We start from the raw sequence: 12957 nt of genomic DNA on the forward strand, positions 1-12957 counted from the left end.
GCACCGCCTTTCGAAGGTCTCGAGCTGTGGCGTGTCCCGGGAGTTCGCACCCGGGACTCGTGTCTCGTGGTCTATTCTGCTGGGTCCGGCGAACCCTGCCCGGATTCGGGCCCGGACCCGGACGCCGCGTCGATCCCGAACGCCAGCGACTCGGTGTCGAAGCAACTGTGATTGCCGGTGTGGCAGGCCGCGCCCACCTGATCGACGATCAGCAGCACGGTGTCGCCGTCGCAGTCGATGCGGGCGTCGTGCACATACTGCGTGTGCCCGCTGGTCTCCCCCTTCACCCAGTACTCCTGGCGTGACCGCGAGTAGTAGGTCCCCTTCCGGGTGGCGAGCGTGCGTTCGAGCGCGACGTCGTCCATCCAGGCGACCATCAGCACCGTCCCGGTGCTGCGTTCCTGCGCCACCGCGGTGAACAGGCCGTCGGCGTTGCGTTTGAGGCGGGCGGCGAGAGCGGGATCGAGTGCCATCAGCGACCTTCCGGGTCGGTGCGGGAGGGGACGCGTCGTGTCATCGGACGGTGATCCCGGCGTCGCGCATGGCCGTCTTCACCTCGGCCACGGTGAGTTCGCCGAAGTGGAAGACCGAGGCCGCGAGAACCGCGTCGGCGCCCGCCTGCACCGCCGGCGCGAAATCGTCGATACTGCCGGCGCCGCCGCTGGCGATGACCGGCACCGACACCGCGGCGCGTACGGCCGTCAGCATGCGCAGGTCGAAGCCCTGTTTGGTGCCGTCGGCGTCCATCGAGTTGAGCAGGATCTCGCCGACACCGAGGTCCTGGCCACGGACCGCCCACTCGACCGCGTCGATCCCGGTGCCCTTACGGCCGCCGTGGGTGGTGACCTCCCAGCCCGACGGCGTGGGTTCCGCACCTTCGGGAACGGTCCGGGCGTCGACGGACAGCACGATGCACTGCGAACCGAAGCGCCGGCTCATCTCGGCGAGCACCTCCGGCCGGGCGATGGCCGCGGTGTTGACGCTGACCTTGTCGGCCCCGGCGCGCAGCATGGTGTCGACGTCGTCGACGGTCCGGATGCCCCCGCCGACGGTGAGCGGGATGAACACCTGATCGGCGGTGCGCTTCACCACGTCGATCATCGTCGAGCGCCCCGAGCTCGACGCGGTCACGTCGAGGAAGGTCAGTTCGTCCGCGCCTTCGCGGTCGTAGCGCTCGGCCAGCTCGACCGGGTCGCCGGCGTCGCGCAGGTTGGCGAAGTTGACGCCTTTGACCACGCGGCCGTCGTCGACGTCGAGGCACGGGATGACCCGGGTCGCCAGCGTCATCGTCGGGTCTCCTTCGGGGTGGTGGATTCTGGGGTGATGACGTCTGCCGTCCATTCCGGGATCGTCTCGCCGATGACACGCATCAGACCGGCGTGCACGGTCGGGGTACCGGCGACCAGCGACGGCGACGCCACGGTCCACGGACGGCCGGCGATGTCGGTCGCCACACCGCCGGCGGCCCGGACCAGCGCCGCTCCTGCCGCGTTGTCCCAGGGGTGCCGGCCGAAGGCGATCGCCCCGCCGAACACGCCGGCCGCGGTGAACGCCATGTCCACACCCGTCGACCCGGTCATCCGGATCCGGGCGGCACGCGTGCTGAGTTCGCGCAGGAGGTCGGCCCGGCGCGCGCCCGGGTAGCGGCCACCGCCGCGGGCATCGAACGGACCGAAGGCGATGGCTGCCTCGGCGAGTTCCATGTCGGGGGCCGGCGGGACGGCTACGCCGTTCAGCAGCAGCGGACCGTCGGCGTGTGCGGCGTACCGGCGTCCCACGAGCGGCAGCCAGGTCATCCCGAGCGTGGCCTCGCCGTCGACCACCAGACCGAGGAGGATCCCGGTGAGCGGCATCCCCGCGGAGTAGTTGAAGGTGCCGTCGATCGGGTCGAGCACCCACACCGGACCGTCGACGACGTCGGCGCCGCCGAATTCCTCGCCGTGGACCGGGATCTGGGTCCGGTCGGCGAGCTCGGCCCCGATGTGGCGCTCGAGGTCGAGGTCCACCTGCGTGGCGAAGTCGGTGCCGCCCTTGTTGATCGCACTCGGCGCACCCTGACCGTCGACGAAGCGATCGACGGCGGCGTCGAGGATCGACCCGGCGGTGTCGAGCAGCCGGGGCAGGTCGAGGGTGGAGTCCGCCGCGCTCATCAGACCCCGGCGACCGCGGTCAACGCCTCCGGCAGCGTGAATCGACCCGCATAGAGTGCCTTGCCGACGATGGCGCCCTCCACACCCTGGCCGGTGAGGCCGGCGATCGCGACCAGATCGTCGATGGCCGAGACGCCGCCCGAGGCCACGAGGGGGGCGTCGGTGGCCGCGGCGACCTCGGCGAGGAGATCGAGGTTCGGGCCCTGCAGCGTGCCGTCCTTGGAGACGTCGGTGACCACATAGCGGGCGCATCCGTCTCGATTCAACCGCTCGAGGACCTCCCAGAGATCGCCTCCGTCGGTGACCCAGCCCCGCCCGCGCAACCGGTAGGAACTGCCGTCGCGGATCACGTCCAGACCGACCGCGATGCGGTCCCCGTGCTCGGCGATCGCGCGGGCACACCACTCCGGGTTCTCCAGGGCGGCGGTACCGAGGTTCACGCGCGTGCACCCGGTGGCGAGGGCGGCGGCCAACGAATCGTCGTCGCGGATACCGCCGGACAGTTCGACCTTCACGTCGAGTTCACCGACCACGCCGGCCAGCAGCTCGCGATTGTCGCCGCGGCCGAACGCGGCGTCGAGGTCGACGAGATGGATCCACTCCGCACCGTCCCGCTGCCACGCCAGCGCCGCGTCGCGCGGCGAACCATACGACGTCTCGGTGCCGGCCGCGCCCTGGACCAGGCGGACCGCCTGCCCGTCGGCGACGTCGACGGCGGGAAGGAGTTCGAGGGTGCTACCCATGGGTGAATCTGTCCTGTCTGTTCTGGATCGAGCGCGGTTCTTGATCGAGCGAGTCGGCGGTGGACGTGATCGGGGTGGGGTCAGGCGGGGTGGTGACAGTCGCGCGCCGCGATCAGGTCTGTCCGGGCGCGGTCGACCATGCGGTTGGCAACGGTACCGATCGCGGCGATCATCGCCGCCACCGCCACCAGCGCGGCGACCAGTCCGGCGATCGGCGACCAGTGCGCACACAGCGCGATGATCGGGACGGACACGATCAGGACCAGCACTCCCGCACCGAGAGCGTAGAAGGCGAGCTTGGCGATCGAGAAACCGGAGGACGCCGAGGACGCGCCCGCCGCGTCGGACCCGGACGGTCGCCCGACGGGTCCGTCGCCGTACCCGGCGTCGTCCGGGCGCGGCGTGCCGTCGGTCACGAGAGTCCCCGAACCCAGTTCTCCAGCAGGTGCGCACCGGCGTCGCCGGACTTCTCCGGATGGAACTGGGTCGCCGACAGCGGCCCGTTCTCCACCGCGGCGAGGAACGGTCCACCATGTTCGGCCCAGGTCAGCTTGGGCGCGGTCAACGGCGAACCCTCGTTGTCCATCTCCCAGGTCTGCGCGGCGTAGGAATGCACGAAGTAGAAGCGGGTGTCGGCGTCGAGCCCGTCGAAGAGCACGGTGCCCTCGGGTGCGTCGACCGTGTTCCAGCCCATGTGCGGCAGAACGGGAGCGGGCAACTGGGTCACACTGCCCGGCCACTCCCCGCAGCCCTCCGCCTCGACGCCGAACTCGACGCCGCGCTCGAACAGGATCTGCATGCCCACGCAGATGCCCAGGACCGGGCGGCCGCCCGCCAATCGTCGCCCGACGATCCGGTCGCCCTTGACCGCGCGCAGGCCTTCCATGCAGGCGGCGAACGCGCCGACGCCGGGCACGACGAGGCCGGTGGCGTTCAGGGCCGTGTCGAAGTCGGAGGTGACCGTCACCTGTGCCCCGGTCCGCTCGAGCGCACGCTGCGCGGACCGCAGGTTGCCCGAGCCGTAATCGAGGATCGTGACGTCGGCGACGCTCACAGCGCGCCCTTCGTCGACGGCACACCGGTCACGCGGGCGTCGTATTCCGTCGCCGCGCGCAACGCGCGGGCCACGGCCTTGAACTCCGCCTCGGTGATGTGGTGCTGGTCACGGCCGTAGAGGACCCGCACGTGCAGCGCGATACGGGCGTTGAGCGCGATCGACTCGAACACGTGCCGGTTGATGACGGTCGAGTACGGGACACCCGGGTAGCCACCGATCACGGCGGTCAGCATGTGCTCGGGCTCGCCGGTGTGGACGCAGTACGGGCGGCCCGACACGTCGACGACGGCCTGGGCGAGGGTCTCGTCCATCGGGATCCAGGAATCGCCGAAGCGACGGATGCCCTTCTTGTCACCGAGCGCCTGGCCGAGAGCCTGGCCGAGCACGATCGCGGTGTCCTCGATGGTGTGGTGGCCCTCGACCTCGATGTCGCCCTTCGCCTCGACGGTGAGATCGAAGCTGCCGTGCTGACCGAAGGCGGTGAGCATGTGATCGAAGAACGCGATGCCGGTCGATATGTTCGTCACGCCGGTGCCGTCGAGATTCAGCTCGACGGAGATCGACGACTCCCTGGTGCTCCGTTCGACCTTCGCGACACGGGGCGCGGGGTTGGTCGCAGAGGGGGTGCTCACTGAGTGTTCTCCAGATCTGTGGTGGCGAGCGTGCGGCTGACGTCGAGGAAGGCGTCGTTCTCATGCGCGAGACCGATGGTCACCCGCAGGTGACCGGCTATGCCGACGTCCCGGATGAGGACGCCCTGGTCGAGGTAACGCTGCCACGTTGCCGCAGCATCCCGGAACCGTCCGAACAGCACGAAGTTGGCGTCGGAGTCGATGACGCGGTACCCGAAGGCGGTCAGCGCCGCGACCACGCGCTCGCGTTCGGACCGGATCGCGGCGACACCGGCGAGAGTGTCGTCGCTGTGGCGCAATGCGGCTCGCGCGGCGGCCTGGGTCAGCACGGACAGGTGGTACGGGAGCCGCACCAGCTGGATCGCGTCGACGACGGCGGGTGCTGCGGCGAGGTAACCGAGTCGGCCGCCGGCGAAGGCGAAGGCCTTGCTCATCGTGCGGCTGACGACGACCTTGGCCGGGAACTCGTTTATGAGCTCGACGGCACTCGGAGCCGCCGAGAACTCGGCGTAGGCCTCGTCGACGATCACGATGCCCGGAGCCGCCTCGACGATGCGACGCAGGTCCGCGAGCGGGATCGAACCGCCGGTCGGGTTGTTCGGCGACGTCACGAAGACGACGTCCGGCTCGCGGTTCGCGACTTCGGCGACCGCGTAGTCGGTGTCGAGCGAGAAGTCGCCCGCCCGCGCCGCGACCAGCCAGGTGGTGTCGGTGCCGTCGGAGATGATCGGATGCATCGAATACGACGGCACGAACCCGAGCGCACTGCGGCCGGGACCGCCGAAGGCCTGCAGCAGTTGCTGCAGAACCTCGTTGGAACCGTTTGCCGCCCACAGGTTCTCGACGCCGAGCTGCACACCGGTGGCCCGGGTCAGGTAGGCGGCGAGGTCGACACGGAGGGCGACGGCATCGCGATCGGGATAGCGGTGCAACTCAGCGGCGGCCTCGCGCACCGACGCGGCGACATCGTCGATCAGGGCCGGCGACGGCGCGTGCGGGTTCTCGTTGGTGTTGAGGATCACCGGAACCCTGAGTTGCGGTGCGCCATAAGCGCTCTTGCCACGGAGGTTCTCACGTAGCGGCAGGTCGTCGACGGTGATCGAGCTGCCCGGGGTTGCCGTCACCGGATCGGCGGCCGTCACCGGCCCGCGCTCCCGACGAAGCGCTGCTTCACCGCATCACCGTGACCGGGCAGGTCCTCGGCATCGGCGAGGGTCACCACCTTGTCGGCGACCTCGCGCAGCGCGGCCTCGTCGTAGTCGATGACGTGGACGCCCTTGAGGAAGGTCTGCACCGACAACCCGGAGGCGAAGCGCGCCGAACCCGACGTCGGCAGAACGTGATTGGAGCCCGCACAGTAGTCACCGAGGCTGACCGGCGCGTAGGGCCCGACGAAGATCGCGCCCGCGTTGTGCACCCGATCGGCGACCGCGGCCGCGTCCCGGGTCTGGATCTCGAGGTGTTCGGCCGCATAGGCATCGACGACGGCGAGCCCCGCGTCGAGATCGTCGACGAGGACGACGCCCGACTGCTCCCCCGACAGCGCGGTGGTCACGCGTTCGCGGTGCTTGGTGGCCGCGACCTGCTGCTCGAGAGCCTCGTCGACGGCGTCGGCGAGTTCGGCGCTGTCGGTCACGAGCACCGACGCCGCGAGGACGTCGTGCTCGGCCTGGCTGATGAGGTCGGAGGCGAGGATGCCCGCGTCCGCCGAGTCGTCGGCGAGGATCGCGATCTCAGTGGGTCCGGCCTCGGAGTCGATGCCCACCACGCTGCGGCACAGACGCTTGGCCGCGGTGACGTAGATGTTGCCCGGGCCGGTGATGAGGTCGACAGGGTCGAGAACGGCATTCGGCTCGTCCGCGGATTCCGTGTCGGCGCCACCGTAGGCGAGCAGGGCCACGCCCTGGGCACCGCCGACCGCCCACACCTCGTCGACGCCGAGGAGCGCACAGGCGGCGAGGATGGTCGGGTGCGGCCACCCGCCGAAGTCCTTCTGCGGAGGCGAGGCGACGACCAGCGAGCCGACCCCGGCCTCCTGGGCGGGGACGACGTTCATGATGACCGACGACGGATAGACGGCGTTTCCGCCCGGGACGTACAGGCCGACGCGGCGCACCGGAATCCACTTCTCGCTGACGACGCCGCCGTCGACGACCTGGGTGCGGGTGGTCTCCCGTCGCTGGTCGGCGTGCACCTTGCGGGCGCGGATGATCGACTCGCGCAGCGCCTCGGCGACCTGCGGGTCGAGCCCGGCCAGAGCATCGGCGATGACCCGAGCGGGCACCCGCACCGACGCGGGTCGGACACCGTCGAACTTCTCGCCGTAGTCGAGCGCAGAACTGCTGCCGTTCTCCGCCACCGCATGCACGACCGGTGTCACCGTGTCGAGGACGGCATTGACATCGGTACCCCCGCGGGGCAGCGCACGACGCAACTCGGCGAGTGTCGGCGTGCTACCGCGCAGGTCAATTCGGGCGAGCATGATCTCTCCTGGTGGCTGCTGATTTACCCAACAAGGATACGTGTCGGGTGCCAGCGGGTTTCTGGTGCGGGTTGTCACCCGAGAACGTCGGGGCAGTTCGATCCGGCATGCGGACGAATCTGCCCCCCGTCCTTCAACCGGCCGTTCGCCAGGACCGAGTTGTCCGACGTCGAGGTCCGAACCGGCGACGCGGGGCTGAACCTACGGTGCCGGGATGTCCAGACCGAGGTCCAGGACGGTGACGGAGTGCGTCAGCGCGCCGACGGCCAGGTAGTCGACGCCGGTGCGGGCATAGTCGGCCGCGACGTCGAGCGACAGGCCTCCCGAGCTCTCCAGCTTGGTGCCCGGCGAACGGGTGTTGCGGCGCTGGACGGCCATCTGGGTCTCCCACGGCTCGAAGTTGTCCAGCAGGACCAACTGCGGTTCGAGTCCGAGGACCTCGTCGAGCTGGGCCAGCGAGTCGACCTCGACCTCGACCGGTAGGCCCGGCGCCGCCGCCCGGACCGCCTCCAACGCCGCGGCGACCGAACCCGCGGCGACGACGTGGTTGTCCTTGATGAGGGCGGCGTCGCCGAGCCCCATCCGATGGTTGACTCCCCCGCCGGCACGAACCGCGTACTTCTGCAGATGCCGAAGACCCGGAAGTGTCTTGCGCGAGTCGCGGATTCGGGCGTCCGTACCCTCCACCGCCGCCACCCAGGCCGCGGTGGTCGTGGCGATCCCCGACAGGTGCGAGATCAGGTTGAGCGCCGTGCGTTCCGCGGTCAGCAGCGCTCGCGTCGGGGCGTGGACGGCGAGTACGACAGCGCCTGGTTCGACGCGGGTTCCATCGTCGACGCGCGACGTGATCGTGTACTCGCCAGCGCCGATCACCTCGTCGAAGACCGCCTCGACCACCGGGACGCCCGCGATCACGCCGTGCGCGCGACTGACGATCGCCGCGTCGACGACCGCGTCGGCGGGCACCGTGGACGCGGTCGTGACGTCGGGCCCGTATCGCAGATCCTCGTCGAGCGCGGTCCGGATCAGCGCGCGGACCTCGTCGGTGACCGCGGCGCCGAGTTCACCGCCCGCGGCCTGGCCGACGAAGCCATCGCCCGGCGAGGTCGTCGAGGGAGCCGGGTTGCTCACTCGCCCGATCCGGGGTTGCCGATCGCGATCATGCGCTCGACGCTCTTGCGCGCCTTCTCGGCGACATCGGCGTCGACGAACACCTCGTCGCGACCCTCCCGTAGGCACCGGAGCATGGCCGCCGGGGTGATCATCTTCATGTAGGGGCACGATGCCCGTTCGTTGACCGCCTGGAAGTCGACACCCGGTGCGGCCTTGCGCAACTGGTGCAGCATCCCGACCTCGGTGGCGACGAGCACCTGCTTCGCGCCAGTTTCGCGCGCGGCGTCGAGCATGCCGCCCGTGGACAGGATCTTCACCTTCTCCTCGGGCACGAAACCCTCGCCGGCCAGATACAGCGCCGAGGTCGCGCAACCGCATTCGGGGTGGATGAACAGGTCGGCGTCCGGGTGCGAGTTCGCCTGCGCGGTCAGCTCGTCACCGTTGATGCCGGCGTGCACGTGGCATTCGCCCGCCCAGATGTGGATGTTGTCGCGGCCGGTCTCGCGCTTGACGTGCGCGCCGAGGAACTGGTCCGGCAGGAACAGGACATCGCGGTCGGGATCGATCGACGCGACCACGTCGACCGCGTTCGACGACGTGCAGCAGATGTCGGTGAGGCCCTTCACCTCGGCGGTGGTGTTCACGTAGGACACCACCAGCGCATCGGGGAACTCAGCCTTCCAGGCCCGGAGTTCGTCCGCGGTGATCGAGTCGGCCAGCGAGCATCCGGCGCGCTCGTCGGGGATCAGGACCCGCTTCTCGGGGCTCAGGATCTTGGCGGTCTCGGCCATGAAGTGAACGCCGCAGAAGATGATCTCGTCGGAGTCGACCTCGGCGGCGATCCGCGAGAGGGCAAGGGAGTCGCCGACGTGGTCGGCCACATCCTGGATGGCCGGGAGCTGGTAGTTGTGCGCGAGCAGCGTCGCGTTGCGCGCCTTGGCGAGGCGGCGGACCTCGTCCGCCCACTCCTGCGTCGGCTCCACGCCGGTGTAGCCGCCCGGCGCGTCGTACCACGTCGCATCGACGAGCGCCGAGTCCTCGACTGCGGGCGCGGTCATCGACGTGTGGCGATCACTGGTGATGCTCATCTACCACTCCTCTGGCTACCCGGCGACGAGTTCCGTCCCCGGGACGCTGGTTCCCCAGATCACGGGCCGTGTGTCCGAGGCAGGTTTTCGACTCATGGTCGAAAACACTGTGCATCGTAACATTCGCCACACTCACGGCATTCCCATGACCTCGTCGCCGGCGTTCTCGGCCCGCGATTCAGGCGGACGACGAGTTCAGCCACACATCAGCGCGTCGAGGTAGCGCTCGGTGAATCGCGACTGCGCAACCCGCCCGATCGGCCCACCCAGACGCGTGAACCAACGCCCCGGACGCGAGAAGGCGACGACGTGCCCGACCACGGTGTCGTCGTCGAGCCATTCCACCCAGAAGCGCTCTTCGCCGATCTCGGGATGGCCGGGCAGCGTGCCGTACGCGAAGCCGTGCTCGCGCGGGGCGTCGATCACCTCGACGACCCGGCACCGGGCGGTGATCGCGAGGGGGCCGAGACCGGCACGCAGGTCGACGTCGGCGTCGACAGTGGCCGCCGGCGTCGATTCGTCGACGCCGAAGCCGGCACGACGATGCATGTCCCAGTTCATGATTCGCCGGCCGGCCGTGGAGAAGCAGGCAGCTCCCGAGCCGATGACCCGTGACCGGCGCAGATGGTGATAACCGGGCGGGAGCGTCCCGGCCGTCGCCCCGACCTCGGGATAGGTGAGACCCGATCGGTTCGCGGTCACCCGACTCGTGCCACCTCGGCGTCGAGCACGAGCGCCAGATCGTCGAGTGAGGTACCCAGCGCGCGAGCAAGCGCCGCGATCGTGGCGAAAGCGGGCGTCGGCATGCGTCCGGTCTCGATCTTGCGCAGGGTCTCCGGCGAGATACCCGCGCCCGACGCCACGTCGCCCAGCGGACGATCGCCGCGCAGCTCGCGGAGACGGGCGCCGAGCCGGCGGCCGGCCGCGATCTGTTCCGGGGTCAGGGGGTTACGCACCATGTGGCGATCTTAGCGGGTCCGGTATACAAATACCGAGACGCGGTGGTATTTGTATACCGACCAGCGATCCGAAAGAACGCAATGACCACGAGAGGACGGGAATGGTCGAACTGAAGTCGCCTGCCGAGGTGGCCGCCATGGGAGTGACGGGGGCGTTCATCGCAGATCTCCTCGACGACCTCGCCGGACGCGCCGACGTCGGGGTCAACCTCCTCGAGCTCGAGGAACGCGCGCGGAAGCTCGTCAACGACCGCGGTGCTCAGTCCTGCTACTGGGACTACTCGCCGTCCTTTGGCCGCGGCCCGTTCCGCAATGTGATCTGCCTGTCGGTGAACGACGCTGTCCTGCACGGACTCCCGCACGATTACGTCCTCGCCGACGGAGACCTGCTCTCGATGGACATCGCCGTCGCCATCGACGGCTGGGTGGCCGACTCCGCGCGCAGCGTCATCGTCGGCACCCCACAGCCCGACGATCAGCGCCTCGTCGCGGCCACGGAAGAAGCACTGGCCGCAGCCATCGACGCCGCTCGTCCGGGCGGTCGGCTCGGCGACATCTCGGCCGCGATCGGAGCGGTCGCCGCCGCACACGGGTATCGGGTCAACACCGAGTTCGGCGGACACGGACTCGGCCGCACCATGCACGAGGATCCCCACGTCGCCAACGTGGGCCGGGCCGGACGTGGCATGAAACTACGCCCCGGCCTGACCCTCGCGCTCGAACCGTGGTTCACGCTCGGTTCCGAGCGCATCAAGTTCGACGCCGACGGGTGGACCATCCGGTCGTTCGACGGCTCCCGCGGCGCGCACAGCGAACACACGATCGCCGTCACCGATGGCGAGGCGCTGGTCCTCACGGCGCACGGGGGCGGGTAGTCGAGGTCACCAGGTGGCTTCGACACGGCGCCTCGACCTCGACGCGCTCCTTCGTCGCTTGCTCGGCCCGGCGGCTTCGCTCGGAGCCGGCTCAACCAGCAGGGGGTCGCCGACTCCTCCAGCGGAGGTCACCAGCACAACCAGCATGGGGCGCCGGCTCAACCAGCCGGGTGTCGCCGACACAACCAGCCGGGGCTCGCCAGCACAACCAGCGGGGGGTAACCGGCTCAACCAGCCGGGGGTCACCAGCACGTCCGGCGGGGGCTCTCCAATCTCAACCAGCGGGGGTCACCAGCAGGGCGCACCCTACAATCGGGCGCATGCCATCCGCCGGGTCCGAGCCACCCATCGCCGACGGTGCGACCCTCCGGGTGGAAGTGCTGAGCGTCGTCTTCCAGATCCGCGTACCCCAGACCCGGAACACGCCGGACACCGACGACCCGTCGTTGTGCGTCCTGTTGTCGCGGTCCGCCGACGGCGTGTGGACACTTCCCGGCGGCGGGGTCGGCGCCGAGGAGACGTTGTCGGCGAGCGCACGCCGGCTCGTCGCGGACGCGCTCGACGTCCGTGAGATCGCGCATCTGGAACAACTGTCGGTCTTCTCCGACCCGCACCGGGTGCCCACGGTCCGCACCATCGCGTCGACCTACATGGGCCTCGTGCCCTCCGACGCCGAGGCGACACCCCCCGACGCCGCGGGCTGGTTCGCCGTCGACGGATTACCGCCCCTGGCCTTCGATCACGCCGGGATCGTCGAGGCCGCCCGGCATCGACTCGCGGCCAAACTCTCCTACACGAACATCGCGTTCGCGCTGGCCCCCGCCCGTTTCCCGATGTCGGCGCTGTCGGAGATCTACTGCGCCGCACTGGGTTATCCCGTGGACACGACCAACCTGCTCCGCATCCTGAGCCGGCGCGCGGTGGTGGTCGCCACCGGGACCGTCGGCAAGACCGGCCGTAACGGGGGTCGCCCGCCGGCGCTCTACGCCTTCGCGGAGAAGGAGTTGCGCGTCACGGATGAGTTCGCGACGCTGCGCCCACCGATGTGAACACGCCCGCCGGCAGCTCGTCGGACTCGAGATCTCCGACGCCCAGATCGGCTGTCCGCGAGGACAACACGCAGACGAGGTACACCACGGCGAACGCGAACGGGGCGCAGATGAGCAGCGTCCACGGCTCGCTCGAGCCGGACCGCGTCGCGCCGTCGAGCCACAGCTCCGGCGCGACCCGGTAGACGGCGTCGACCGGCAGCGCGGTCGGATCGTCGTCGAACCGCAGGCCCGCGACCCACATCCCGACCGACGCCGCAAGCGCCGAACCTGCCACCGTCGCGAGGGCGGGCCACACGAATCCGGCGACCCCGCGCCACGTCCGGGCCGCAAACCACACGACGATGGCGGTGACCGCGCCGTAGGCGAACATCGTCAGGGCGAAGGCGCCCACGCCGGCGAAGTCGGCGGGGATGTCCTCGCGACGCAGACCCTCGAACGCGACGCCGGTGGTCGGCGGGGTGAGGAGCGCCCAGACCACCCCGGCGACCACGCCGATCAGGGCCACGCCGACGGCGACCGCGGCCAGTCGCGAGACCGTGCGGACCGGCGGTTTCACCGGCGACCCAGCTCCGACGAGTCAACCGTCCCGTGCCTCGAGCAGCGGGCATCCCATCCGTCGGGCCGCACCTGGACCACCATCCGGCGACCGCACTGCCCACAGAAGCGAGGGGGTTCGAGACCCAACCGGGCGGCCGGCGGCACGGCGTCGGGAGCCTGCAGTTCCAGTTCGAGTCCGGTGAACACACCGAACCGGCACGGCTCGGCGAGAGGACCCGGGACGGTGTCGATCATGAGAACACGCTACC

Annotated in this window: 17 protein-coding genes; 2 read left to right on the forward strand and 15 right to left on the reverse strand. The window is 70.0% G+C overall.

Features of this window, described 5'->3' with window-relative positions; genetic code table 11:
- Window positions 1-71: 71 nt before the first annotated feature.
- The 13 genes from hisI to KB201_RS11285 all read right to left on the reverse strand — a co-directional run bounded on the left by hisI (window position 72) and on the right by KB201_RS11285 (window position 10224).
- Window positions 72-473 (reverse strand): phosphoribosyl-AMP cyclohydrolase, encoded by a 402-nt coding sequence (gene hisI, locus KB201_RS11225; RefSeq protein WP_211539299.1) that lies wholly within the window; start codon window positions 471-473, stop codon window positions 72-74.
- 40 nt (window positions 474-513) lie between these two features.
- A complete protein-coding gene (gene hisF / locus KB201_RS11230) occupies window positions 514-1287 on the reverse strand; it encodes an imidazole glycerol phosphate synthase subunit HisF (RefSeq protein ID WP_211539300.1) in 774 nt (257 codons plus the stop codon).
- The gene (locus KB201_RS11235) at window positions 1284-2150 is read right to left on the reverse strand and encodes an inositol monophosphatase family protein (protein ID WP_068970344.1); all 867 of its coding nucleotides are present in this window, start codon (window positions 2148-2150) and stop codon (window positions 1284-1286) included. Before KB201_RS11235 ends, hisF begins: the two co-directional genes overlap by 4 nt.
- Window positions 2150-2893, reverse strand: coding sequence for a bifunctional 1-(5-phosphoribosyl)-5-((5-phosphoribosylamino)methylideneamino)imidazole-4-carboxamide isomerase/phosphoribosylanthranilate isomerase PriA (gene priA, locus KB201_RS11240; RefSeq protein ID WP_058251759.1), 744 nt, complete (start codon window positions 2891-2893; stop codon window positions 2150-2152). The genes KB201_RS11235 and priA overlap by 1 nt, the downstream gene beginning before the upstream one ends.
- An 80-nt stretch (window positions 2894-2973) precedes the next feature.
- The gene (locus KB201_RS11245) at window positions 2974-3309 is read right to left on the reverse strand and encodes a hypothetical protein (RefSeq protein WP_211539301.1); all 336 of its coding nucleotides are present in this window, start codon (window positions 3307-3309) and stop codon (window positions 2974-2976) included.
- Complete coding sequence (gene hisH, locus KB201_RS11250; protein ID WP_068970342.1) at window positions 3306-3947, reverse strand: imidazole glycerol phosphate synthase subunit HisH; 642 nt, start codon at window positions 3945-3947, stop codon at window positions 3306-3308. The genes KB201_RS11245 and hisH overlap by 4 nt, the downstream gene beginning before the upstream one ends.
- Entirely contained in the window at window positions 3944-4582 is a 639-nt protein-coding gene (hisB, locus tag KB201_RS11255) for an imidazoleglycerol-phosphate dehydratase HisB (protein WP_055476578.1), read from the reverse strand. Before hisB ends, hisH begins: the two co-directional genes overlap by 4 nt.
- Complete coding sequence (locus KB201_RS11260; RefSeq protein WP_211539302.1) at window positions 4579-5724, reverse strand: histidinol-phosphate transaminase; 1146 nt, start codon at window positions 5722-5724, stop codon at window positions 4579-4581. Before KB201_RS11260 ends, hisB begins: the two co-directional genes overlap by 4 nt.
- Window positions 5721-7064, reverse strand: coding sequence for a histidinol dehydrogenase (gene hisD / locus KB201_RS11265; RefSeq protein WP_211539303.1), 1344 nt, complete (start codon window positions 7062-7064; stop codon window positions 5721-5723). The genes KB201_RS11260 and hisD overlap by 4 nt, the downstream gene beginning before the upstream one ends.
- A 201-nt stretch (window positions 7065-7265) precedes the next feature.
- Window positions 7266-8195, reverse strand: coding sequence for a carboxylating nicotinate-nucleotide diphosphorylase (gene nadC, locus KB201_RS11270; RefSeq protein ID WP_211539304.1), 930 nt, complete (start codon window positions 8193-8195; stop codon window positions 7266-7268).
- Complete coding sequence (gene nadA, locus KB201_RS11275; protein ID WP_211539305.1) at window positions 8192-9265, reverse strand: quinolinate synthase NadA; 1074 nt, start codon at window positions 9263-9265, stop codon at window positions 8192-8194. Before nadA ends, nadC begins: the two co-directional genes overlap by 4 nt.
- Before the next feature lie 195 nt (window positions 9266-9460).
- On the reverse strand, window positions 9461-9967 hold the full coding sequence (locus KB201_RS11280) for a DUF1990 family protein (protein WP_211539306.1): 507 nt from the start codon (window positions 9965-9967) through the stop codon (window positions 9461-9463).
- Window positions 9964-10224: a helix-turn-helix domain-containing protein gene (locus KB201_RS11285; RefSeq protein WP_055476572.1), complete on the reverse strand. Its 261-nt coding sequence runs from the start codon at window positions 10222-10224 to the stop codon at window positions 9964-9966. The genes KB201_RS11280 and KB201_RS11285 overlap by 4 nt, the downstream gene beginning before the upstream one ends.
- A 101-nt stretch (window positions 10225-10325) precedes the next feature.
- Between KB201_RS11285 and map the strand changes: the two genes are divergently transcribed.
- Complete coding sequence (gene map / locus KB201_RS11290; RefSeq protein WP_211539307.1) at window positions 10326-11099, forward strand: type I methionyl aminopeptidase; 774 nt, start codon at window positions 10326-10328, stop codon at window positions 11097-11099.
- Window positions 11100-11419: 320 nt separating this feature from the next.
- Window positions 11420-12148, forward strand: a complete 729-nt coding sequence (locus KB201_RS11295) for an NUDIX domain-containing protein (protein ID WP_249145344.1) — start codon at window positions 11420-11422, stop codon at window positions 12146-12148.
- Here the strand turns inward: KB201_RS11295 and KB201_RS11300 are convergent.
- Window positions 12111-12707: a DUF2567 domain-containing protein gene (locus KB201_RS11300; protein ID WP_211539308.1), complete on the reverse strand. Its 597-nt coding sequence runs from the start codon at window positions 12705-12707 to the stop codon at window positions 12111-12113. The genes KB201_RS11295 and KB201_RS11300 overlap by 38 nt on opposite strands.
- Window positions 12704-12943: a hypothetical protein gene (locus KB201_RS11305; RefSeq protein ID WP_055476568.1), complete on the reverse strand. Its 240-nt coding sequence runs from the start codon at window positions 12941-12943 to the stop codon at window positions 12704-12706. Before KB201_RS11305 ends, KB201_RS11300 begins: the two co-directional genes overlap by 4 nt.
- Between the last annotated feature and the right edge of the window lie 14 nt (window positions 12944-12957).

The sequence above is a fragment of the Gordonia sp. SCSIO 19800 genome, from assembly GCF_018132775.1.
GTDB classification, from domain to species: domain Bacteria; phylum Actinomycetota; class Actinomycetes; order Mycobacteriales; family Mycobacteriaceae; genus Gordonia; species Gordonia hongkongensis.